A 23,200-nucleotide genomic window follows, 5' to 3' on the forward strand; every position below is an offset into this window, starting at 1 on the left:
GAATGCGTTGCGCGAACGGGCGCGTCGTTGCGTGTTTTGAAGCGACGCGGCGCAGGCGGCCGCGTAGTCTCGGGCGTACTCGATCACCAGGAGAAGACGATGAAGGTATGTGTTCTGGGCGGCGGCCACGGCTGCCATGCGGCGGCCATCGACCTGCTCGAAAAAGGTCACGACGTGACGTGGTGGCGGCGCGATCGCGAGCCGCACGCGCGGCTGCGCGCGCTTGGCGTGTTGAACGTCACCGACTATCGCGGCAAGCGCGCGGTGCCGCTCGGCGATGCGCCGGGCGCGATCCACCTGACCGACGATCTGGCCGCCGCGCTGCACGGCGCGCAACTCGTCGTGGTGCCGTTGCCGGCCACGTCGCACGACGCGCTTGCCGCGCAGGTCGCGCCGCTGCTGGAGGACGGCCAGGTCGTGTTCCTGCCGCCCGGCACGTTCGGCAGCGCCGTGTTCGCCCGCGCGGCGGCCGATGCCGGCAACCGTTCGCGCGTCGCGTTCGCCGAAACGGGCACGCTGCCGTACCTGGTGCGCAAGTATCGCGACAACGACGTCGTGATCAGCGCGTACGCGACGCGCCTGCCGACCGGCGTGTGGCCGGTGAATGCAGCCGGCTGGGCGTTCGACGTGTTGCGCGCCGGCTATCCGTCGGTCGAGCCGGTCGAGGATGCGTTGTCCGGCGCGCTGATGAATGCGGGCCCGGTGATCCATCCGCCGCTGATCCTGATGAACGCCGGGCCGCTCGAACACTTCGACGCGTGGGACATCCACAACGAAGGCACGCAGCCGTCGATCCGCCGCGTGACGAACGCGCTCGATGCCGAACGCATCGCGGTGCGCGAAGCGCTCGGCTATCGCGCGCCGCATTTCCCGCTCGCCGATCACTACGCGACCGATGGCGACGAGTGGATGTACGGGCGCGGCGCGCACGGCAAGCTGACCGATAGCGGCGACTGGCGCGAGAAGATCGATCTGCGCACGCATCGCTACATGCTCGAGGATACCCGGCTCGGGCTGTCGTTCATCGTGTCGTGCGGGCGCTGGGCCGGCGTGCCGACGCCCGTCGCGCAGGGGCTGCTGAGCATCGCGAGCGCGGTCGCGGGGCGCGACCTGTATGCGGAAGGCCGCACGCTGGAGCGGCTCGGGCTCGCGGCGCTGTCGAAGGACGCGCTGCGCGCGCTGGTCGATGCGGGGTACGCGGCATGAAGGCGGCCGACGATGTGACGCGCATCCACGTGCTCGGCGCGGGACGGATGGGGCAGGGCATCGCGCTCGTGTTCGCGTTTGCCGGCCTCGACGTGACGCTGATCGACTTCAAGCCGCGCGATGCGGCTGGCCGTCGCGCGTTCGACGCGCGCACGCGCGACGAGATCGCCCGGCCGCTGCATGCGCAGCTCGCGCTCGGCCGCATCGATGCCGCACAGGCCGACGCCGTCGTCGCGCGCATCGCACTGGTGGCGCGGGACGGCGCGGCCGACGCGGTGCGCGATGCCGATATCGTGTTCGAAGCACTGCCCGAAGTGCTCGATGCAAAGGTCGACGCGCTGCGGTGGCTCGGCGAACACGTCGATGCGCACGCAACGATCGCGTCGACCACGTCGACGTTCGTCGTCACCGAATTGCAGCGCCACGTTGCGCACCCGGCACGAATGCTGAACGCACACTGGCTGAATCCCGCGCTGCTGATGCCGCTCGTCGAGGTCAGCCGCAGCGACGCGACCGATCAGGCCGTTGTCGACACCGTCGCAGCGCTGCTCGAACGCGTGGGCAAGAAGCCGGTGATCTGCGGGCCGGCGCCCGGCTACATCGTGCCGCGCATTCAGGCGCTCGCGATGAACGAGGCCGCGCGGATGGTCGAGGAAGGCGTGGCCAGCGCCGAGGACATCGATATCGCGATCCGCACCGGCTTCGGTCCGCGCTTCGCGGTGCTCGGGCTGCTCGAATTCATCGACTGGGGCGGCTGCGACATCCTGTACTACGCGTCGCAGTACCTGGCCGGCGAGATCGGCCCGCGCTTCGCGCCGGCCGCGAGCGTCGTGCGCAACATGGAAACAGGGCGCGACGGCGTGCGCACGGGCGCCGGCTTCCACGACTATGCGGCGGTCGACGTGCCCGCGTACATGCGCCAGCGGCTCGGCGAATTCTCGCGGCTGCTCGACCATCTCGGGCTGGCGCCGGCGTTCGACAGCGCGCGGCGCGGCCGGGACGCGTAGCCTGGACGTTGCGGCTGCGTGCGCTTGCGGCGCCGCGCAAGCGCGCACGTGGCGCCGTGGACCGGTGCGCCAATCGCCCACCGGCAACGCGGGTGCGGCGGCCGGCGCGGGCCGCGCGCTCATGCCGTGTCGCCGCGCGTGCCGGCTGCCGGCACGGCACGCGTCTCGCGCATCACGCACAGCGTCGCGACCGTGACGAGGCCGAGCGCAATGAGGAACAGCGACACGGGCCACGACGCGTGATAGCGCGCGAGCAGCGCGGTCGCAATCAGCGGCGACATCCCGCCCGCGAAGATCGACGCGACCTCATGACCGAGCGCGACGCCCGAGTAGCGCACTTCGGTGCTGAACAGTTCGCCGACGAGTGCCGGCAGCGTGCCGATCATCGCGCCGTGGCTCACCGCCGTGCCGACCGTCAGCGCGAGCCACACGAGCGGCGTCACGCGCGTGTCGAGCAGCCAGAAGAACGGAAACGCGCATGCGACGAGACTCAGCGCGCCGATCAGGTACACGGGCTTGCGGCCGATCCGGTCGGACAGCCGGCCCCATGCGAGCATCGCGCCCATCTCGACGATCATCGCGATCATCACGCCGGTCAGCATCGTGCCGTTCGGAATCCCGACGTATTTTCCATAGACGAGCGAGAACGCGAGGAAGATGTACGCGCCGCCGTTCTCGGCCACGCGCAGCCCCATCGCGAGCAGGATTTCCTTCGGATGACGGCGGATGCACTCGACGATCGGCAAGTGCGTGTGCGCGCCGCGCTTGCCGGCCTGCTCGAAGTCGCGGCTTTCCGGCAGATGGCGGCGGATATAGATGCCGATCGCGAAGATCGCGATGCTCGCGAGGAACGGCAGCCGCCAGCCCCACGTGCGGAACGCGTCGTCCGGCAGCGCCTGCGCGGCGAGAAACGCGGCCGACGACAGCACGAAGCCGCCGCCCACGCCGAGCTGGCTCCACGCCGCGTAGTAGCCGCGCTGCTCGGGCGGCGCGTTCTCGCTGATCATCAGCACGCCGCCGCCCCATTCTCCTCCGGACGCGATGCCCTGCAGCAGGCGCAGCACGACGAGTGCGGCCGGCGCCCACAAGCCGACCTGCGCATAGGTCGGCAGCAGGCCGATCGCGAACGTCGACGCACCCATGATCAGCAGCGTCCATACGAGCGAGGCCTTGCGCCCGTAGCGATCGCCGACGTGGCCGAACACGATCCCGCCGAGCGGCCGCGCGACGAAGCCGAGCGCGAACGCCGCGAACGCGGCGAGACTGCCGGCGAGCGGCGATGCGCCGGGCGGAAAGAACACGTGGCCGAACACGAGCGCCGCGGCCGTGCCGTACACGAAAAAGTCATACCATTCCATCGCGTTGCCGGCGACGGAGGCGATGACGATCCGGCGTAGCTGCCGGTCGGCGAGCGGCCGGGCGGCGCTCGGGGATTGCACGGTGTCGGTCGGGTACATGGCGGACTCTGAAGGGGGAGGCAGGCGCGTGCCGTCTTGTGCGGCACTGCGGGCTAGTGTTGTCGGCCCCGCCGGCCCCGGTCAAATCCGCAGAAAAAGGGGAGTGTCATCACTCCGGCAAATGATGGGTGCGTACCAGCCGTGCGATCAGGACCGGAAAAATCGTATTCATCCTATAGGCGACACAGCATTTCCACATTATCAATCTCGATCCACGTGAGATGTGAGATCGCTGATGAAGAATGCACAAGGCCACGAAATGGTTCGCCTGGGAGACGCCACCGATCATGGTGGCGAAGTCATCGAATGCGCGAACGACCTGAAACATCTCGGAGTCGGCGTGGCGCTTGACGGCCATAGTGTTCGTTGTCGGAAATGCGGCGGTGTTTTTCCGTTATCCCAGATGACACGCGTGTGATGGCGGGGCTACATCGCATGTTGATTTTCCATTATTACTGGATGATTTCGCACATGCAAAATCAGATGGGCGGAGCCTATATGAAACCCGCTGTGCCGATCGCACAGGCCGAGGTGTGCAAGCTGTTGAGAGCGTCACCGGAAACGGCGGCCAAGATGGTGAGTTTCGAAGAGGGATACCGGAGCCAGTTACATGAAGAAGATGCTTATGCGTGTGCGGAAGTGGTGCAAGCCTATTGGGACCGCCCTGATCGTGCTTTCGTGCGTAACCCCGGTACATGCACAGGAGGATACGATGCTTCACTTGACGCCATTGGGGGAGGGATTTGAAATGCAGGCGACCGACGAAGAGCAGCGCGTTGCGCTGCGCACCATCCTTAAAACAGCAATGGCAATCCTGCGCGATGATGCGTCATACGATCCGAAGAATATTATCTTTGGGACAAACTACACGACGTGGACGCACCCTCCGGCAAAAGGGCTTCTTTATAAATACAAAAATCGTGCGCTGTGGGGTACGAAGATTGAATTTTCCACTGGCGATGATCCGGAGGACTACAGTGAGGATCGCGATAAAGTGAAAATCGTTCCGGCTGGGGTAAGAATTGTCGTTGACGCAAGGGTTGCCAATCTGCCTGATACGGAAATCAAATCACTCCTCCAGTTAGAGGACTATTGGATTGACTCTCGAGGGAATCGTCGGTATGGGAATGAAATAACGACGCGCACCCCAGATGCCCCCAACTTGCAGTCCTTTCGCTATCGCTCAAAAGACGTCGCCGGGAGCAAATTTCCTATCGATGTCGATCTTGGTTACATCAACCCGGTGGATGGATCCTTTCCGCATCGACTGTGGATAGTTGAGATAAGCCGCATATACAGGATTTTGACACCGGAGGAACGCGAACAGCGCCGCTTGGAAGAGCAACAAGCGAAGCGCCACAAATACGGGTCGATGAATCTGTGTACGGGGATGCTGTGTCCTGAAACGGGGTGACCTTGCCCCTGTTTCACGAATCCCATAACCGAGGCAATCAGGCCGCTTGCCCTTGCTGAGCGGCGGCCCAGTTCTTCTCGAACGTCATGGGGCTGACGTAGTTCAATGTCGAATGGAGCCGACGGGCATTGTAGAAGCCGAGCCAGTCGATGACTTCGTCCATTGCCGCACGTCGCGTCGCAAAGTGCCGGCCGTGCAGCCGCGCCACCTTCAGCGAACCCCACAGGCTTTCGGTCGGTGCATTATCCCAACAATCGCCGCGCCGACTCATCGACGAACGCATGCCGTACGCCTTGAGCGTGTCCTGGAAGAGCCCGCTGCAATACTGGCTGCCACGGTCGCTATGCACAATCACGCCGGCGTCGGGACGGCGTCGGAACCACGCCATGCGCAGCGCATCCGTGACCAGCTCGGCCTTCATATGCGGCTGCATCGACCAGCCCACCACCTGCCGGCTAAACAGGTCGATAACGACGGCCAGGTACAACCAGCCTTCAGCCGTCGCCAAGTAGGTGATGTCGCTCGTCCAGACCTGATTCGGCGCCAGCGCCGTGAAGTTGCGCTCGAGCAGATTCGGCGCGACCGGCAGGCCATGATTCGAGTTCGTCGTCGCGATGTACTTGCGCTTGTGCCGAGCACGCACGCCATGCTGCACCATCAGCTTGCGAACGCGCTCCTTACCCACGCGTACGCCGCGCGCAACCAGTTCTTTCCACATGCGCGGCCAGCCGTACTCGCCTTTCACTTCCGCGTGAATCGCCTTGATGTGCGCCAGCAGTGCATCGTCACTCACGCGGCTGCGCTGCGGCTTGTCCTGGGCGACACGTTGCCGTCGCTGGTGAAAGCCGCTGGGGCTGACTTCCAGAACCTCGCATAACACCGAAATCGGCCAGTGACGGCGATTGCGTTCGATGAAGGCGTACTTCACGTTGAGTCCTTCGCGAAGTACGCACAGGCCTTTTTTAGGATGTCGCGCTCCATCTTCAGCCGCGCCACTTCGGCACGAAGTCTCGACAACTCCATCTGCTCCGGGCTTACCGGCTTCGTGCCAACTCCTCCGAGCTTGCCTTCCTGTTCAGCTTTGAACCAGTTGGAAATCGATTGCGCCGGCACGTCCAGCGTCGCGGCCACCGCCGCAACGCTCTGGCCTGCCTTGACCAGCCGAACGGCTTCCAGCTTGAATTCGAGCGTGTAGCGCGCTCGTTTCGCCTTGTTCATCTTCTTGACTCTCCTTGCTTGAGTTTAAACGCTCAGCAAGGGATTCGTTTTTCGGGAGCAAGCTCAGGTTGCCATGCACGTCGCGCGCGCGGGCGGCAAGGCGGCGCTGCTTATGGACGAAAAGCTTGCTGTCGCGCATAACGTGGCGCGCCATGCACTCTTGCCTGACGATGTGGCTAACTTGCACGGAAAGGCAGAGCGGCTGGCGCAGATTATGGGAAGCTTTGCTTCAAAGCGCCCGAAGTTTGTCGCATCTGACGCGCGCGGCCTGGACTTCAACGCAGCTAAGTATCGAGATTTTTTTCGCGGCGAGCAATCGGTGGTTGTGAACACGACTGGCTCGCCTGCCGTGCGCGACTTTTTCGCGAAAGCGAAATTTGACGCCCGTGTCATCGAGGGGGCTCTTGTCCATCATGGCGACGCAGCATTCATGACTGTGGAAGGAGCGGGCAGAAATCCCTCGACTGTCGACCTGCTGTATCACGCGTACGAGCGACTGCGCTCGCTTGGCTTTTTGCGCGATGCGGGCGTAACCGCGGCGGCGAACATTCTCGAAATCGGTATCGGCTGCCACTCGGTAACTATCCCCATGCCTGACGCTCGAGTCTCGCTCGTCGCAGCTGGTATTGGTCAGAAATTGCATCACTACGACGAGGCCGGCTTGCCAGCGACCGGCATGGCGTCCGTTGCTTCTGTGGATGACGATGGAATGTCCATCACGTGGGTTCACGATGAGGTTGGGGCAACGCACGTCGCGGAGGTGTTCGACGGGAAGACGTGGACCGTGCGCGTGCTCGATACGGCCCATAAGAAAATTGTCGCCGATGTTGCAGAGCATCCTACGGTCGAAACTGGCGGCATTATCGTGGGAAATGTCTCCGCGCTCACGAGAGATATTTATCACAGACGTCCTCCCTGCGTCGCCTGACAGCACGCGCTCGCCTGCGCGTTTCGTGCTCGGGGTCGAAGGAACTCTCGATACGATTCGCGGCTACGAAGCGTTTGGTGGACACACGCTCTGGTGTCTGGGGACATGGCATAGCCATTTGGCGGTGAGTGGTCCATCACAGATGGACAGGGATACCGCGAAATTGCTCGATGGACAAATACGTCACGCGGCGGTTCTACTCATTCGCCACCCGCAAGGTTACGCTGCGTTGGTTCGCGATGGCACGGCAACTTAAAAATCGCACGGCTTCGATACTCCACACGACGGGGAACCACATGGACGCTCTACAGCAGGTCGTACAAGTAGCATCACGGCATCGCCCATGCTTTCGGGCTGCATCGCGGCCAAACACCCGAGGAGATCTGGAATTCCACGTACGACCTCCAGAACGAGTCTATCCAGCGCGATCTCCAACTGGACCCGTCGTATTGCAACGATTACTTCACCACCGAGGCGAAGGATGGCCTGCTTTTGCTGGCCTTCCTGACCTACGTAATCCAGCGCGCCTCGCGCTACGAGCCGGCCGACGTCGACTATGCTGACGAGTTCTGCCGCTGGGGCGGCCCTGCGCTCGGTGGCCTGCTGAACTTTCGCAGCCCACCCGACCCGGACTGTGCAGCCGTCACGGTCCCGCAGGCTTGATCGCAGCCGGCCTGATGGCCGTGGTCATGTGGGAGCCGTCCGCCAAGCTCGACGATGAATTGCAACTACAACTGGAACGCCACGGCCTGGGGAATCCCGATGCGGGCGGGGACGGCGATGATGGACACCAGTGGCGTAGCGAGTACGACCGCACCGCGATCGTGGTGCTCCAATTCGGAGACGAACCTCGGTATAGTACGGGCGCCAGTTCCCTGACGTGACCACAACGACCGGCGGAGAGTCGGACGAGCCAAATTCTCAAGTTTCTACGTCGAAACTAGGAATACCCGAAGCGAGATATCGCTCATGTGGTTGAACCGACCGTGGGCCTTGTCGAGACTTCAATTCTTGAGAGAAATGATAGGAGCGCCTCTATCCCTCATCGTGAGGCACCAACCTTCGACTTGAGCCTATCCGATAGCACCTTTACCGAACCTGCGTGACCGATCGCGATATATTCCGACCGTTGATTCACTAGACAGGTCGGGCGCGACTTAGAGGACTATTTGGGCGGTTGTCGTCCAGCTACTACTGGCGGGTTCCGGCCACGAACGGCCGTTCGACACAGCTTTTTAGATCGTCGGCAATCGGTGCGGATAAGGGCGTAGCCTTTAGCGGTTACCGTCGATCAGATCGTTCAGCAGCGCATCGAACGCGGCCTGTGCGTCTTCAAGTTCCTGCAGGGCGGTATCAAACGTTTGCAGCGCGAACGGCGAAGGCTCGCCGCTGCCTTGCGGCGGAAATTGCTTCTGCATCGAGGCGAACGTACTCTGCACGCGCAGCGTGGCTCCACCACAGCACTTTGACCAGATCGCCACGCTTGCCGCGGAACACGAACACGTGGCCGCTGAACGGGTCTCGCTCCAGCACGGTCTGGACCTTCGCGGCCAAGCTATTGAAGCCGGAGCGCATGTCGGTCACGCCGGCGGCCAGCCAGATCTTCGTGTGGCTGGGTAGTCCGATCATGCTGTCGGTCCCGACGTGCCGCGCAACATACGAAGCACCAGCAACAGCGTGGCTTCATGCGGTGAGCCTTCGATGCGCACTCGGGTGTTGCCTGCGCTGATCTCGACGGCGCCCGCCGGAGCGGCACTGGCGACCGGCGCCGGGGCCGGTCGCTCGATCTCTTGCGCCGGTGCCTCCACGGTCACGGGCAGCAAATCCACCGGATCGTATTCGCCGGCACGCAATGCTCGACGCCATTTGAACACCAGGTTCGAATTCACCCCATGCTCCATCGCCAGACGCGCCACCGATACGTCCGGCTCGCAGGCCAGCTTGGCCAGATGCCGTCGAAATTCGATCGGGTGATTCGGGATTCCTTTGCGTGAAGTTTTCTTCGGCGTATCTGTTGCCACTTTGGTCCCCACTACTTTGGTGGGGACTACTCTGGCAACTTCCTTTCACATCGTCGAGACGGTGCTGAGGACACGCTTACCCGCCAGGAACCTGGCATGGCAGTTCTGATTCTTCAGAGCACGACGGCGACATTCATCTGAACGCGGTGGCGACGGACAGGGCTGCGAGCCTATTGCAGTTGCACCTGAACACCACTCGACCTTCGTGGCTCGCTTCCGGTGACAACATTGGTGCGCTGCGCGCGACTTCATGAATTCACGAGCATTTCGCATTTCCGGGCTGACAATGACTGGCGAAGTGATACTTTTACTTGTCAAACGGCGATAACTATATTTTCCTTCACGCCAAGGTGATCGGGTGGGTGTCAAGCACCACGAATTCTGGTGTTCCCTGCAAGATCGCCGCAAAATTATTATGATCCTGCATTTTTTGGCGACGGAGACTTGATGCGACAGGTCGGCTTGATTCTTGAAGACGGGTTCCAACTGATGGGGCTGGCTGCGCTGGCGGCCTTTGAGCTCGCTAATGCTGAACTTGGCGACGATGGCTACCGGCTGACTTTACTGTCCGAACATGGCGGCACGGTCCACTCCTCGATGAACGCTGGCATTGAAACCGTGCCGGTGGACATCGTGCCCGATACGCTTATGGTGGCTGGCGAACTGGTTCCCAAGCGCGTCTCGGCTGGACTGTGCGCCTATGTTGCCCACGCCGGTAGCGAAGCCAGACGGGTGGCAGGGGTTTGCACAGGTGCTTTTGTGCTGGCACAGGCGGGTCTTTTGGATGGGCGCACGGCAACGACCCATTGGGCACATGCGCGCGATCTGCAGTTGCGTTTTCCGAAGGTGCGGGTGGATGACGACCGTATCTTCATCCGTGACGGCAATATCTGGACCTCGGCGGGCATGTCCTCGGCGATCGACCTGACGTTGGCTTTGCTTGAAGATGATCACGGCTCAACTCTGTCCCGGTCCATCGCCCGCAAACTGGTCGTCTATCATCGCCGCCCGGGCGGGCAGTCTCAGTTCTCGGCGATGTTGGAGCTGGAACCGCGCTCCGACCGAATTAAGCGCGCCCTGACCTATGCGCGAGAAAACCTGCGCAATTCGCTGTCGATCGAGGAGCTGGCCGAAGCAGCCAGCCTGTCGCCGCGCCAGTTCAGTCGCGTGTTTCGCGAAGAGACGGGGCAGTCTCCAGCCAAAGCGGTCGAGCGGCTGCGCCTGGAGGCCGCGCGTGTGATGCTGGAGGATGGGCGCCATCCGCTGGACATCGTTGCACGCGACACCGGCTTTGTTGACCGCGACCGGATGCGGCGCGCCTTCCTGCGCAACTATGGGCAAGCGCCCACAAGCCTGAAGCGCGACTCGAAGCCAATGGAAGACGGCACAGTCCCGTGACCTGATTAGACGCCTTTACGTCATTCAAGCTTTCCTGTCTCGAGATAACCTGCCGGCATCACAACGGGATGGGGGAATGACATGGGCGACACCTCGCGTATCGGCTGGCTGAACACGCGCCATGGCAAACTCGCCACCATGCAGGACGGACCGGACGGTGGCATACCTCTAGTTTTGCTTCAGCGTTTCCGTGGCACCATGGACGACTGGGATCCGGCGTTCATCAAGGTCTTGTCGGCCGACAGGCGGGTGATTCGGTTCGACAGTGTCGGCATCGGTCGATCCGAAGGTCGAGTGCCGGAAACGATTGCCGAAATGGCGGTAGTCGCTGTCGAGGTCGTGGATGAACTGGGGCTAGGGCAGGTCGACGTCCTCGGTTGGTCTCTCGGCGGCGTTGTCGCTCAACAGCTTGCGCTGGACGCTCCACATCTCATCCGTCGCCTGATCGTCGCGGGGTCCAGTCCGGGTGGCATCACGGACGGCCCTCAGCCTCCCCCCCGTGTGCCGCAAGTCATGTCGCACAGCGTCAACGACGCTGCCGATTTCCTGTTCCTGTTCTACCCCGAATCCGAAACAAGTGTCGCTGCGGGCAAAGCTTCGCTGGATCGCATTGCCGAGCAGTCGCATGTGGGGCCAGCGGTCACGGCTGAGGCTTTCATGGCGCAGATCAAGGCCATCTCGACTTGGCCGGGCGTCTTGCACCGCGCAAAAGAATTGCGCATGCCGGTCCTGGTCGCCAACGGCGCGCATGACGTCATGTTGCCGGCCTATCGGTCCTATGTCCTGTCGCAGCAAGCGCCAGATGCCAAGCTGATTCTCTACCCGGACGCGGGTCATGCTTTCCTGTTCCAGGAAATCGACGACTTCGTGGCGCAGATAGATCTGTTTCTGGAGTAATGGTCCTTCTGCCGCTGCCTGGGGAGAGCGCAGGATTCTCATGGGAACCAGCCGACGACCGGGTATTCGTTCCCGTCACGAGGCTTGCATGACTGTTATCGCCGTTTATATGTCATTTGAGGTGCAACCCAACTCCCGCATAGTTCATACATCGAAAGCGCCATGGTGGCGCAAGGGAAATGAAGAATCATGCAGATGAGGGGCAATACCATTTTCATCACGGGCGGCACTTCCGGCATTGGTCGCGCGCTGGCCGAGCAGTTTCACGCACTAGGCAACAAGGTCATCATCGCCGGGCGCCGCAAGGCTCTGCTCGATGAGGTCACGACAGCCAATCCGGGCATGGAAGGTGTGGCGCTGGACATTTCGGATGCGGCCGACATCGACCGCGTCGCAGCGCAGTTAATTCGCGACTATCCGTCGCTGAACGTGTTGATCAACAATGCCGGGATCATGCCGTTTGATGATCCTTCCGGCCGGATCGATGATTCCGTCTCCCGCCAAATCCTCGACACGAATCTGCTGGGTCCGATTCGTCTGACCTCGGCGTTGATCGAGCACCTCAAGGCGCAGCCTCGCGCGACGATCATCCACAACACCTCGGTGTTGGCCTATGTGCCGATTGCGACCAACGCGGTATATTCAGCCTCGAAGGCGGCGCTGCATTCGTATGCATTGTCGCAACGCTTCATGCTCAAGGGCACGAGCGTGTCCGTGCAGGAAATCGCGCCTCCGTGGGTCGACACCGACCTCATCAAGAAGAGTGGCGACCCGCGCGCCATGCCGCTCGATGCATTCATCGCAGAAACGATGAAGGGCCTGGCGACCGAAGAGCCCGAAGTCTTTGTCGAGGCGATTCGCGCGCTGCGCGACAATCCCGGCCTGGGCGAACACGTGCTGATCGATGGCTTCAATGCCGAGATCGCCGCGAACCCTATCCCGGTCTGACGCATCCGGCCATACCATTGGGTCCGCACGGGTGCGGACCCACATCAACGAGACTCGCGTCATGAACGTGTCGCTCGCCGTGAACTCCCGAGCCGCGCTCATGCCGGCCGGGTTCCTTGCCCTCGGAACGTTCGCCATCGGCACCGAGGGCTTTATGATTGCGCCGCTGCTGCCGGTCATGGCCAAGGACTTCGGTTTGCCGGTCCCGACCGTTGCGGTGCTCGTCATCGTCTTCACCCTTGTGTTGGCGCTGTCATCACCGATCTCCACGGTTGCCACCGGCCGAATGGCGCGCAAGTGGGTCTTGCTCACAGCCATGTCGCTGTTCGCCATCGGCAACGTGACGGCGGCGGTATCCGCATCGTTCGCCTTGCTGATCGCAGCACGGGTATTGATGGCTATCGCTGCGGGCCTGTACGTACCAGCGGCCAATGGGCTCGCAGGTGTCATCGTGCCGCCGAGCATGCGAGGCCGCGCACTCGCCATCGTCAGCGCGGGCCAGACATTGGCCATCGCGCTCGGACTGCCGCTAGGCGGGATGATCGGTCACGCTTTCGGTTGGCGTGCGACCTTTCTGCTGGTCGGCGTAATGAGCGTCATCGCCATTGCGGGCATCTTCGCGGGTATTGCCCGCGACGCCGGAGAAGGAGTTGCCGTGGCGAGCCTGCGCGAACGTGTGTCCGTGATCCGCCAGGCTCCGATTCAGCACTTGCTTGGAGTTAGCCTGTTCTGGTCGATCGGCGCCTTTGCTGCCTATCCGTACATCGCGGAATACCTGGATGCCGTCCTTGCTTTCGGCCCGAATGCAATCACGGCGACGGTTTCTCTATGGGGGCTTTCTGCGGCAGCAGGGGTAATGACTGGAGGTGTGTTCAATGACCGCTTCGGGGCCAATCGGGTGGTGCACGGATCGCTGATGCTGCTGGGCCTGTCGTTCCTGGCGCTGGCTATCGCCTCGCGTCTGCCGCCGCAGGTTGCCCTGGTTCCGGTGCTTGTTGCAGTCGCTGTCTGGGGCTTTACTGTCTGGTCGTACTTCCCGGCCCAGATGTCGCGGCTCATCGCGGCCGGCGCGCCGGCGCAAGCGCCGGTTGCCCTCGCGCTCAATACGTCCACCATGTACTTCGGTTTTTCTGTCGGCAGTACCTTGGGCGCCGCAGTGTTGAGCTCAGGCGCTGTCTGGGGCATCGGAGCCGTGGCGGCGCTGGCCGAACTGATCGCCTTGGCTCTCAACGCGGTCCTTAGCAGAAACGCCCGTGCCTGAAACTGGACGATGCTTGTACGGTGCCCTTGGTGCCTGACCGATTCAATCAACAAGACTTCTATCAAATTTCGATGGCGAATGGCTCGCCCGCGAAGACAACCTCAAATGGAGCTGACCAAATGACTGCCCGGATCAATACGCCTGCCGCTGCTGCGGCCACTGACGCGACCGCCGAGGTTTTTGCCACCATCCGCAAGGCGGTGGGCATGGTTCCGAACGCTTATGCGGCCATCGGTGCTCTGAACACGCCTGCGCTGCAGGCGATTCTTTCCGCCGACGCGGTGCTCTCGAAGGGCTCGCTGTCCGCACAGGATTGCGAAACAATCAAACTCGTGGTCAGCGCCATTTCCGGTTGTGACTACTGCGTGGCAGCACATAGCCTGGCCAGCAAGGCATCCGGTATTGCGGTCGATGCCGTGCGCGCGATTAGGGCCCTGGAGCCCACTGGTGACGCACGTCGCGATGCGCTGATTCGGTTCATTCGGGTTCTTCAGGAAAGCCGCGGAACAATTGCGTCAGAGGAATTGGAGGCTTTCCGGTCAGCAGGATACTCGGACGAGTCCGTCGTTGATGTTGCTCTGGCCATCGCGCTCATCACGTTCACGAACGTATTCAATCGAGTGAATGACACGGTCGTGGATTTCCCCGCGTTGAAGTAGGGCATCCGCAACTAGGCAGGAACTCGATGCTCCGCAGGAGTGTCATTCGTCGTCGATCGGACTGTCGACAGTGTGCCGGGCGCGGCCACGCAATCGACGTTCCGGTGCCTGCGGCATGTGCGGCTGATGTTTGAGCTGCTGGACAGTGCAGTTGGTGAGCACATGCCGAAGCCGAATCGCTGACGATCGAATCGAATGATGATATCGACAGTTTCTTTCGTTTGATGTCTAAGGCGGCGCCCTTGAACTATGAGGTGATGCTAATGATTGGCATCGCGATGCAGGTTCAGGTGGCGCCGACTTTTCCGATCAGTGGGTGGGTCCACCTTGACGCTCGGCGTTCGCGGTCATTTGTCGGTCGAAGACCGATGTCCGCGACGGAAATCGTGATAGGCAATGTCGTCATATCTCCGCGCGACACAAGCGTGGCACCGGGCTATTGCGTGTCGTTCGTCGAGGGCGGTTTGACGTCGCCAGATTGGCGACTCGATTGGCCGTGGTGAGGACAGGATCAACGCCGCTCATGGAGGTTGATCGGCCGAGGACGCGAGATCAATCACTCGTCCCGCGCGTGCCAGTTGGTCAGGCAGCTTCGCTTAGTTCCTCGGGCTGATCTTCGATCGAATTGCGAACGGATCTTCTCACCGCCTGAGGAGTCAGGCCGTAACTGCGAACGAACGCTTCGCGGAGGTGATTGCGGTCGCGAAATCCCGTTTCGCGTGCAATGGTATCGAGCGTATGCCGGCCACGCTCGATCAGGACCCTTGCCGCTTCGAGTCGCAGCCGCTTGATCGCGTTGGCAGGAGACTCGCCAGTCTCCGCGAGGAAGATGCGCGCGAATTGCCGAGTGCTGATATGTGCGGCTCGTGCGAGATCGCTGACGCGCAAGGGCCCTGCCAGATTGGCGCGAGCGTATTCAAGCGCGAGTTGTATCCGGTCGGACTTGGGAGCTAGTGCCAGCAACTCGGATTGTTGCGATTGCCGGCCCGAACGTCGTTGATTCATCACGAGTGCACGCGCAACCGAGTTCGCAAACTCGGGGCCGATATCTTCTTCCACCATACCGAGCGCGAGATCCATGGCTGCAGTCAGCCCGGCGGACGTCCAAATCGGGCCATCGGTAATAAAGATCCAGTCGCGCACGACTTGGGCAAGCGGCAAGCGCCGTTGCAGTTCGTCTGCATAGGCCCAGTGGGTTGTGGCACGTCTTCCATTGAGCAGGCCCGCCTCGCCGAGGATGAACGCACCTGTACAGAGCCCGGCCACGCGCCGGGCACTGCTGCCAATCTCTTTGACGAATTGAAGTTCGGCGGCCGATGAGGTCCGGGTGCCCGGATTAATCACACCTCCGATCATCCATGTATCGGCTGCAGCGGCCGTGTTTGCGGGTTCAGTCAGAACCGAAAGACCGAGCGACGAACGAACCGGGCCGCCGGCGACGGAAACATTCGTTAGATGGTAAATCTGCTCTTTTGCTACGACGTTCGCAATCTCGAACACAGCCTGAGTCCCGATTGCCATCACCTGGAAACCTTCCGTCAGGAGAAAACCAATTCGATGCATTCTGCCCACCAAGTCTCTCATCAAAATGATGAATTATAGGGGGTGCAGTGAAGTAATGCAGAGGTCCGAAGTTATTTTTATAAGGTAACGATCATTTGTGCATGAACCAGAATTTTATTGCGGGAATTGACCACGGAACGTTGTGCGCCGACATCTCGCCGTCACATCCCAACATATGGAAAGGCCGTGCTTCGGTAGATGGATACGTTCTGATGGTGCCGAACCAAAATAGGGCTATTTGTAGACTCAATGTGACGCGTAGGACAGGGTCGATGTTTGTCTCAAATCATACTCATAAATGTCCTTTGAGAATTGGTAAGCAGCGTTGATCATAGGAGCCGCGGCAATGCAGCATCAGTCAGGTTGAGCATGAAGAAGGTTACGTGCGACGGTGCACCATGAACCGCGTGACAACAGTTCGTGCTCTTTCATAAGTTATCGATTTTTTGTCAGAAAGATGAGCAGGCACGCAAGCAACACGCGAGATTCAAGGGTGCGATATCGCGCCGGGAACCGAGTGGGCTGCAACGCCGGACTGATCAACAGAGATATCGGTACGATGCGAGACGACGAAATCGCCATTGCGAGTGCGGCCGATGCCGAACGGAAGCGTGATTGCTCACGCCTGCGCGACGATGCGCCTATTGGGGCATTGTCTGGTCTGAAGGCCGTGCTCAGCTTGCCGCTGAGTGTTTTGCAGGGTCCCGCGCGGAGTCTTCGTGATCTGGATTTCTCTATCACCCTGCCCGGGTCAAGCTACACGGTGCTCTGCTGTTGGTCGCAAAAGAACGAGGTTCAACAGAAGCTTTTTCAAAGCACCGAGCCGATTGATCCGGCGGTCGACAGCACGGGGATGAAGGTACGTAGTGAAGGCGTGCAGAGAGTTCGTACGCATGGTCGAGAATGGGGGGCAAGTGGCTACCTCATCGTTCGCTTGCCGAGGCAGTCACGTATCGGTATCAAGCACCTACTGGTCCCTGAATGCGGTCTCGGCGCGTCGACGTGCAGGCGTATGAACTGCCGATTAGGATCAATCAATCGCACGACTGAGATCGCAGGCTCACAGTCTGTCTTCGTTGAAAATCGTGAAAAAAATATCACATCGTCCGTGTGTTGGATTTGCTGGAGAAGTATATTGTCTCATTTTTTATAGATAGAAATATTTAATCTAGCATATCTGATTTATCGTATTTAGATGCGTATTGATTATATCGAATGTTGTACTTCTCCGTGGCCTATTTTTCGGGACTTATCTGTTTGTCTGGGCGATAAAACTATATATGGCATGGATTGGACGCGATATCGGTTTTTGAATTGATGTGGGGTTCAGAACGATTCTGTCTATGAACTATTTAAACTTTAGGGTGAAGAAATGAATAAAGTCGCTCAAAGCATTATCGATGCGCATGGCGGGATCGAGCAATGGCGGACATTTCGGGAGGTCCGTGCCGATCTGATTCAGGGCGGCGCGCTGTGGGGATTGAAAGGGCAGAGCGGCGTGCTGGATCGCACGCGTGTCTCGGTTGCAACGGATCGCCAGTGGGCATCGCATGGACCGTTCGCGACGGTGGCCGCGCGAAGCGAGTTCACTGGTGATCGCATTGCGCTCCTCGACGGCTCGGGGCGCGTCATTGAAGCCCAGGCGCAGCCGCGCGAATTGTTCGCTGGCCACACGCTGGAGACGCCGTGGAATGCGTTGCAGTTGGCCTTTTTTGCTGGATGTGCGATGTGGACGTATCTGAATTCTCCGTTCCTGCTTGCTTTCGATGGTGTCGAATGTGAAGACGTCGGACCGTGGTCGGAGCAAGGTGAACGGTGGCGGAAGATCCGTGTAGTGTACCCCGCGACGCTCGAAGTATTCAGCAAGGTGCAGGCAATGTATGTCGGGCCCGACAACTTGATTCGCCGTATGGATTATGACGTAGAGATTGCCGGAAACACGCCTGGCGCGCACTACGTGAGCGACTATGTGACCGTCTCGGGCATCCGAGTTCCTACGCGTCGTCGTATTTATCCGCGGATGCCTGACGGTACTTCGATATCCGAACCACTAGTCGTATCAATTGATCTGGAGAACATCGAACTCCTTTGAGTCAGTAGGGAGCGATATGGCTCGTCCGGCGGGGGCGTGTTGTCCCGTACGGAAACATTTGTGCGTCGACGTGTCACGGGCGATTGAAGCCAGGAAGGAAACTCGTGTCGATAGGCCAGCCGGCTCGACTGGACGCCATGCTGTCGAAGCCGATTTGCTCTCGCCGAATTGGGAGTTCAAATTCGCGAGATCGATGTTCCGCATCTGATCGATGCCAGCAGGTTCGGGACGACCGTGAGAAAGAATGCAAGTCAGGTCACCGAGAACGTCGGGCCTGCGCGCAAGATGGTCGCGAGCGACAAAGCCATCTGGAAGATCGTTACGGAAGGTGTTCCGCTTTTTTTACTTTGCGGATTTGCAGTGAGGAGTTCCGGGATCAGTGAACGCTCGGATATACGTTGATTTACTGAAGATTGCGTATTTGCAACACGAGGAGAATCCAGATGTCGAATGTGGGAAAGTGCCCGTTTAACCATGGAAAGCGTAACGGGACGACGAACCGCGACTGGTGGCCGAACCAGTTGAACCTCAAGATTTTGCACCAGCATTCGAGCGAGGCGGATCCGATGGATCCGGGCTTTGATTATGCTGAAGCATTCAATAGTCTGGATCTGGCGGCGGTCAAGGCCGACCTGCTCGCGCTGATGACGGCATCGCAGGACTGGTGGCCGGCGGACTTCGGTCACTACGGGCCGTTTTTCGTGCGCATGGCGTGGCATAGTGCCGGCACATACCGGACGGGGGACGGCCGCGGTGGTGCAGGGCGAGGTCAACAGAGATTCGCACCACTGAATAGTTGGCCGGACAACGTCGGGCTGGACAAGGCCCGGCGATTGATCTGGCCGGTCAAGCAGAAATATGGACGCAAGATTTCGTGGGCGGACCTGATCGTACTGACTGGCAACGTGGCGCTGGAATCGATGGGCTTCAAGACGTTCGGCTTCGCGGGCGGCCGGGAAGACTCGTGGGAGCCGGACGAGGACGTTTACTGGGGCATGGAATCGACCTGGCTGGACGACAAGCGCTACAGCGGCGATCGTCAGCTCGAGACGCCGCTGGCGGCAGTGCAGATGGGGCTGATCTATGTGAACCCGGAAGGCCCGAACGGCAACCCCGACCCGTTGGCGTCGGCGCGCGACATCCGTGAGACCTTCGCACGCATGGCGATGAACGATGAGGAAACCGTCGCCCTGATCGCGGGCGGCCACACGTTCGGCAAGACCCACGGTGCGGGTGATGCGTCGCACGTCGGGCCTGAGCCCGAAGCGGCACCGCTCGAACAGATGGGGCTGGGCTGGAAGAGTTCGTTCGGGTCAGGCAAGGCGGGCGATGCGATCGGCAGCGGCCTCGAGGTGATCTGGACGTCGACGCCGACGCAGTGGAGCAACAATTTCTTCTGGAATCTATTCGGCTACGACTGGGAGCTAACGAAGAGTCCGGCTGGCGCGCATCAGTGGCAACCGAAGGGCGGCGCCGGTGCGGACAGTGTGCCGGATCCGTTTGAACCAGGCAAACGCCGTGTACCGACGATGCTGACCTCGGATATTGCGCTGCGTGCCGACCCGACTTACGAGAAGATCTCGCGCCGCTTCTTCGAGAATCCGAACGAGTTCGCCGAGGCATTCGCGCGCGCGTGGTTCAAGCTGACGCACCGTGACATGGGACCGCGCGTGCGTTATCTGGGTCCGGAAGTGCCCAGCGAAGAATTGCTGTGGCAGGATCCGATTCCGATGCCGGATCATCCCCAGGTAGACCAACAGGATGTGAGCGCGCTGAAAACCAAGGTGCTCGCATCGGGTCTGTCGGTCTCAGAACTGGTTTCCACTGCGTGGGCGTCGGCTTCGACGTTCCGTGGTTCGGACAAGCGCGGCGGAGCGAACGGCGCGCGTGTGCGTCTCGCGCCACAGAAGGACTGGGAAGTGAACCAGCCGGCGCAACTGGCCACGGTGCTGGAGGTGCTGGGCGCGCTGCAGGTGGAATTCAACCGTGCGGCCACGGGGGGCAAGCAGGTTTCGCTGGCCGACCTGATCGTGATCGCGGGGAATGCGGGTGTCGAGCAGGCCGCAGCAGCAGCCGGGGTCGAGATCACGGTGCCGTTCACGCCGGGGCGCGGCGACGCAAGCGCCGAGCAGACGGATGTCGATTCGATGGCGGTTCTCGAGCCGATCGCTGACGGCTTCCGCAACTACCTGAAAGGTGCATATACGATCCCGGCAGAGAAGTTGCTGATCGACAAGGCGCAACTGCTTGCGCTATCGGCGCCGGAGATGACGGTGCTGATCGGTGGCCTGCGCGTGCTCGGCACGAACGTGGGCGATTCGAAGCACGGCGTGTTCACGAACCGTCGCGAAGTGCTGACCAACGACTTTTTCCGCAATCTGCTCGACATGGGCACGGAGTGGAAGCCGACCTCGGAGGCCAACGAAGCCTATGAAGGTCGGGATCGTGCTACGGGCGAGCTCAAGTGGCTGGCCTCGCGTGTCGACCTGGTGTTCGGTTCGCATTCGCAACTGCGCGCGCTGTCGGAAGTGTACGGCAGCGACGATTCGCAGCAGAAGTTCGTGCGTGACTTCGTTGCCGCGTGGACGAAGGTGATGAACGCCGATCGTTTCGATATCAAGCACAATTAACGGAAGTACGGTCGGATGGCGTGTCATGGTCCGATGCCGTTACGCGCCGTCCGCAGATACGCCGAACATGTATTCAATTCAAGACAAGTTTGGAGTTGCGCAATGAGTTACTTTAAGTCGGGTGACGATACCGAAATTTTCTACAAGGACTGGGGCCATGGCACGCCCGTTGTTTTCTCGCACGGCTGGCCGCTGACTTCGGATGCATGGGATGCGCAAATGCTGTTCTTCGGCCGTCGCGGCTACAGGGTCATTGCGCACGACCGTCGAGGGCATGGTCGCTCGGCGCAGCCGTGGGACGGCAATGATATGGATACCTATGCGGACGATTTGGCTGCGCTGCTCGATCACCTTGACGTGCGCGGTGCGATGCTGGTGGGCCATTCCACGGGTGGCGGCGAGGTGGCGCACTACATCGGCCGTCACGGCACGGCACGTGTAGCGAAAGTGGTGCTGATCGGTGCGGTACCGCCGATCATGCTGAAGACGGAAGCGAACCCGGGCGGCTTGCCGATGGAAGTGTTCGACGGTATTCGCGAAGGTGTTGTGAAGAACCGCTCGCAGTTTTACAGGGATCTGGCGGTGCCGTTCCACAACTTCAATCGTGAGGGTGCGACGGTTTCGCAGGGGACGATAGATTCGTTCTGGTCGCAGGGCATGATGGGCTCGATCAAGGGCCAGTTCGACTGTATCCGGGAGTTCTCGGAAGTGGATTACACCGAGGATCTTCGAAAGATCAACGTGCCGGTACTGGTGTTGCACGGAGACGACGACCAGATCGTTCCGATCGACGTGTCGGCGCGCCGGACGGCCGCGATTGCGCCGAATGTGACGCTGAAGGTGTATCCGGGCGGATCGCACGGGATCGCGATCACGCACGCCGATCAGGTCAATGCGGATCTGCTCGCTTTCTTCGAGAACACGACACGCAAGTAAGGCAGAACTTGGGCCGGATGCTGGCGATGACCGAGTTCGGCCCGGGACCTCCCGATGACCCGAAATGCCGATGGGTGAGCAAGATGGGTCATCGGTCATTGAATCAGCAGACGTAAATTCTAAACCGATTGGATGGTGAGGAGATGATTGGATTTTGACGGGCTTGATACTGCCATTCCTCAGAATTCGTTCGGAGAAAACCATGGAAATCACACTGCAGGCGATGTCGATTTTCACGTACATCGTGCGTGCGGGAAGCTTCACGGCAGCGGCAAAACTGCTTGGCATCAGCGCCGGAACGGCCAGTCGCCTGGTACGCAATCTCGAGAATCATCTCGGCGTGACCTTGTTGCAGCGCTCCACGCGATGCGTGCGCTTGACTACCGAGGGCGCGCAGTATTTTGAGCACTGCGAGCGGGTGCTGGGCGAGATCGAAGAAGTGAAGGCTCATCTCGCCGGCGCGCGGGATGTGGCGCGTGGCCGCTTGTCGGTGGACATCGATCAGGAGATCGCTCATACGGTGTTGCCGCTGATCCCGGAATTTCGCCTGACGTTTCCGGAAGTGGAACTTCGCCTAGAAATCGGTGGCGATCCGGGCGGCCTGGTCGAGCACGGAATCGATTGTGCGATCGCGGTAGGGCCGCTGCCGGATTCGTCGCTTCGCGGGCGACGCATTGGCGACTTCAACGCAGTGACGGTCGCGAGCCCGGCCTATCTGTCCCGACGCGGCGTTCCGCATGAGCTTGGCGATCTGGATCGCCACGACATCATTCATTATTTCCCCCGCCGTTTCGGCCCCGTGCGTGACTTCAGATATTGCGTGGACGGAGGCGAGGTGAGCTTGAAATTTCCCGAGCGGATCTCCGTGAGTGATGCGCGTTCGGCAGTTCAGTACGCTGTTGAAGGTAGCGGAATCGCACAGGTGTGCGGCCGAATGGTAGTGAACGAAATAGCCAACGGGCGTTTGGTGAGCCTCTTAGCCGAAAATCGTCCGACATCGCTGCAGATCTTTGCCCTTTATGTGGGCCAGCGCTACATTCCGAGGTCGATTCGTGCTTTCATCGACTGGCTCGAGATCCAGCTGCGTTGGAGGAATGCGAATGTGATTGCTCCCTCAATGATGGAGATTGGAAAATCGCGCGCATTGCAGTCGTGTTGTGGCACGGGCGCTTCGCGCGGCAACACGCAGTTTGCAGCGGAGTCTGAAGGGGCACAGGACCTCGTTCTCGGACCGGCGAAATCCGACGTGCACGTTGAACTGGATCTGACCGCTCTCCGTGCGACGCTTGAAATCTGACCGGGTGACGTGTTCTTGCCGGACGGTACTGCGCTTCTGCTTCCATGGAAAGCGTGAAAGACGGAGGTCGATGTGTTGTGCCTTATCGGCGGCTGAGCCCATTGCGAAGTCAACGCATCTGCAAGAGTCAATGTCGTGTGTTAACGGGCCACGACGGCTGCTTGCATTGCCGTCACCTATCCGGAATACGGGCGCGAAAAGTTGTTCGAGCACGGTGGTGACGCTCGACAATTCGTGTGTCTAGACAGCGCGGGACCGGTTGCATTGG

Annotated in this window: 20 protein-coding genes and 1 pseudogene; 16 read left to right on the forward strand and 5 right to left on the reverse strand. The window is 60.6% G+C overall.

Features of this window, described 5'->3' with window-relative positions; all coding sequences use genetic code 11:
* Nucleotides 1–99: 99 nt before the first annotated feature.
* Together HWX76_RS24575 and HWX76_RS24580 are read left to right on the forward strand one after the other, a co-directional pair.
* Nucleotides 100–1,206 (forward strand): NAD/NADP-dependent octopine/nopaline dehydrogenase family protein, encoded by a 1,107-nt coding sequence (locus HWX76_RS24575; protein WP_176016484.1) that lies wholly within the window; start codon nt 100–102, stop codon nt 1,204–1,206.
* The gene (locus tag HWX76_RS24580) at nt 1,203–2,213 is read left to right on the forward strand and encodes a 3-hydroxybutyryl-CoA dehydrogenase (RefSeq protein WP_050014429.1); all 1,011 of its coding nucleotides are present in this window, start codon (nt 1,203–1,205) and stop codon (nt 2,211–2,213) included. The genes HWX76_RS24575 and HWX76_RS24580 overlap by 4 nt, the downstream gene beginning before the upstream one ends.
* A 119-nt stretch (nt 2,214–2,332) precedes the next feature.
* On the opposite strand, the gene HWX76_RS24585 is transcribed toward HWX76_RS24580, so the two are convergent.
* A complete protein-coding gene (locus tag HWX76_RS24585) occupies nt 2,333–3,670 on the reverse strand; it encodes an MFS transporter (RefSeq protein ID WP_050014430.1) in 1,338 nt (445 codons plus the stop codon).
* Nucleotides 3,671–3,905: 235 nt separating this feature from the next.
* Here HWX76_RS24585 and HWX76_RS24590 point away from each other — a divergent pair, with 235 nt between their 5' ends.
* The 3 genes and pseudogenes from HWX76_RS24590 to HWX76_RS24600 form a co-directional block, all read left to right on the forward strand.
* Nucleotides 3,906–4,088, forward strand: coding sequence for a PAAR domain-containing protein (locus HWX76_RS24590; RefSeq protein ID WP_239468954.1), 183 nt, complete (start codon nt 3,906–3,908; stop codon nt 4,086–4,088).
* Between the two features lie 17 nt (nt 4,089–4,105).
* Nucleotides 4,106–4,417: a hypothetical protein gene (locus tag HWX76_RS24595; protein WP_089489708.1), complete on the forward strand. Its 312-nt coding sequence runs from the start codon at nt 4,106–4,108 to the stop codon at nt 4,415–4,417.
* Nucleotide 4,418: 1 nt separating this feature from the next.
* Nucleotides 4,419–5,081 (forward strand): annotated as a pseudogene (locus HWX76_RS24600) (hypothetical protein); the annotation flags it as partial.
* Nucleotides 5,082–5,121: 40 nt separating this feature from the next.
* Here the strand turns inward: HWX76_RS24600 and HWX76_RS24605 are convergent.
* Nucleotides 5,122–6,302, reverse strand: a protein-coding gene (locus HWX76_RS24605) for an IS3 family transposase (RefSeq protein WP_124595681.1) whose coding sequence is annotated in 2 segments (ribosomal slippage) — nt 5,122–6,038 and nt 6,038–6,302 — 1,182 coding nt in all. Because the reading frame shifts where the segments join, the coding sequence is not laid out codon by codon here.
* A 112-nt stretch (nt 6,303–6,414) separates the two neighbouring features.
* Between HWX76_RS24605 and HWX76_RS24610 the strand changes: the two genes are divergently transcribed.
* Together HWX76_RS24610 and HWX76_RS24620 are read left to right on the forward strand one after the other, a co-directional pair.
* Nucleotides 6,415–7,230: a hypothetical protein gene (locus HWX76_RS24610; RefSeq protein ID WP_176016485.1), complete on the forward strand. Its 816-nt coding sequence runs from the start codon at nt 6,415–6,417 to the stop codon at nt 7,228–7,230.
* A gap of 492 nt (nt 7,231–7,722) precedes the next feature.
* On the forward strand, nt 7,723–7,893 hold the full coding sequence (locus tag HWX76_RS24620) for a hypothetical protein (protein WP_176016487.1): 171 nt from the start codon (nt 7,723–7,725) through the stop codon (nt 7,891–7,893).
* Between the two features lie 690 nt (nt 7,894–8,583).
* Here HWX76_RS24620 and tnpB read toward each other — a convergent pair.
* Together tnpB and HWX76_RS24630 are read right to left on the reverse strand one after the other, a co-directional pair.
* Entirely contained in the window at nt 8,584–8,859 is a 276-nt protein-coding gene (gene tnpB / locus HWX76_RS37035; RefSeq protein WP_176016488.1) for an IS66 family insertion sequence element accessory protein TnpB, read from the reverse strand.
* Nucleotides 8,856–9,263, reverse strand: coding sequence for a transposase (locus HWX76_RS24630; protein WP_176016489.1), 408 nt, complete (start codon nt 9,261–9,263; stop codon nt 8,856–8,858). Before HWX76_RS24630 ends, tnpB begins: the two co-directional genes overlap by 4 nt.
* A gap of 435 nt (nt 9,264–9,698) precedes the next feature.
* Between HWX76_RS24630 and HWX76_RS24635 the strand changes: the two genes are divergently transcribed.
* The 5 genes from HWX76_RS24635 (at nt 9,699) to HWX76_RS24655 (ending at nt 14,414) form a co-directional block, all read left to right on the forward strand.
* Nucleotides 9,699–10,649: a helix-turn-helix domain-containing protein gene (locus HWX76_RS24635; RefSeq protein WP_176016490.1), complete on the forward strand. Its 951-nt coding sequence runs from the start codon at nt 9,699–9,701 to the stop codon at nt 10,647–10,649.
* 81 nt (nt 10,650–10,730) lie between these two features.
* A complete protein-coding gene (locus HWX76_RS24640) occupies nt 10,731–11,546 on the forward strand; it encodes an alpha/beta hydrolase (protein ID WP_176016491.1) in 816 nt (271 codons plus the stop codon).
* A gap of 189 nt (nt 11,547–11,735) precedes the next feature.
* On the forward strand, nt 11,736–12,494 hold the full coding sequence (locus HWX76_RS24645; protein ID WP_057929927.1) for an SDR family NAD(P)-dependent oxidoreductase: 759 nt from the start codon (nt 11,736–11,738) through the stop codon (nt 12,492–12,494).
* Nucleotides 12,495–12,555: 61 nt separating this feature from the next.
* Entirely contained in the window at nt 12,556–13,755 is a 1,200-nt protein-coding gene (locus HWX76_RS24650; protein WP_176016492.1) for an MFS transporter, read from the forward strand.
* Between the two features lie 119 nt (nt 13,756–13,874).
* Nucleotides 13,875–14,414, forward strand: a complete 540-nt coding sequence (locus HWX76_RS24655; protein WP_057929941.1) for a carboxymuconolactone decarboxylase family protein — start codon at nt 13,875–13,877, stop codon at nt 14,412–14,414.
* A gap of 582 nt (nt 14,415–14,996) precedes the next feature.
* Here HWX76_RS24655 and HWX76_RS24660 read toward each other — a convergent pair.
* On the reverse strand, nt 14,997–15,977 hold the full coding sequence (locus HWX76_RS24660) for a GlxA family transcriptional regulator (protein WP_057929942.1): 981 nt from the start codon (nt 15,975–15,977) through the stop codon (nt 14,997–14,999).
* Between the two features lie 1,372 nt (nt 15,978–17,349).
* On the opposite strand from HWX76_RS24660, the gene HWX76_RS24670 reads away from it, so the two are divergent.
* The 4 genes from HWX76_RS24670 to HWX76_RS24685 all read left to right on the forward strand — a co-directional run bounded on the left by HWX76_RS24670 (nt 17,350) and on the right by HWX76_RS24685 (nt 22,932).
* Entirely contained in the window at nt 17,350–18,069 is a 720-nt protein-coding gene (locus tag HWX76_RS24670) for a hypothetical protein (RefSeq protein WP_124615998.1), read from the forward strand.
* Between the two features lie 443 nt (nt 18,070–18,512).
* Nucleotides 18,513–20,699 carry a catalase/peroxidase HPI gene (gene katG, locus HWX76_RS24675; protein ID WP_176016494.1) on the forward strand — a complete coding sequence of 729 codons (2,187 nt, stop codon included), beginning with the start codon at nt 18,513–18,515 and terminating at the stop codon, nt 20,697–20,699.
* A gap of 102 nt (nt 20,700–20,801) precedes the next feature.
* Complete coding sequence (locus HWX76_RS24680; RefSeq protein ID WP_057929932.1) at nt 20,802–21,635, forward strand: alpha/beta hydrolase; 834 nt, start codon at nt 20,802–20,804, stop codon at nt 21,633–21,635.
* Nucleotides 21,636–21,837: 202 nt separating this feature from the next.
* Nucleotides 21,838–22,932, forward strand: a complete 1,095-nt coding sequence (locus tag HWX76_RS24685; protein ID WP_176016495.1) for a LysR family transcriptional regulator — start codon at nt 21,838–21,840, stop codon at nt 22,930–22,932.
* Nucleotides 22,933–23,200 lie beyond the last annotated feature (268 nt).

It is taken from the genome of Burkholderia sp. BCC0398 (genome assembly GCF_902833245.1).
GTDB lineage: Bacteria > Pseudomonadota > Gammaproteobacteria > Burkholderiales > Burkholderiaceae > Burkholderia > Burkholderia sola.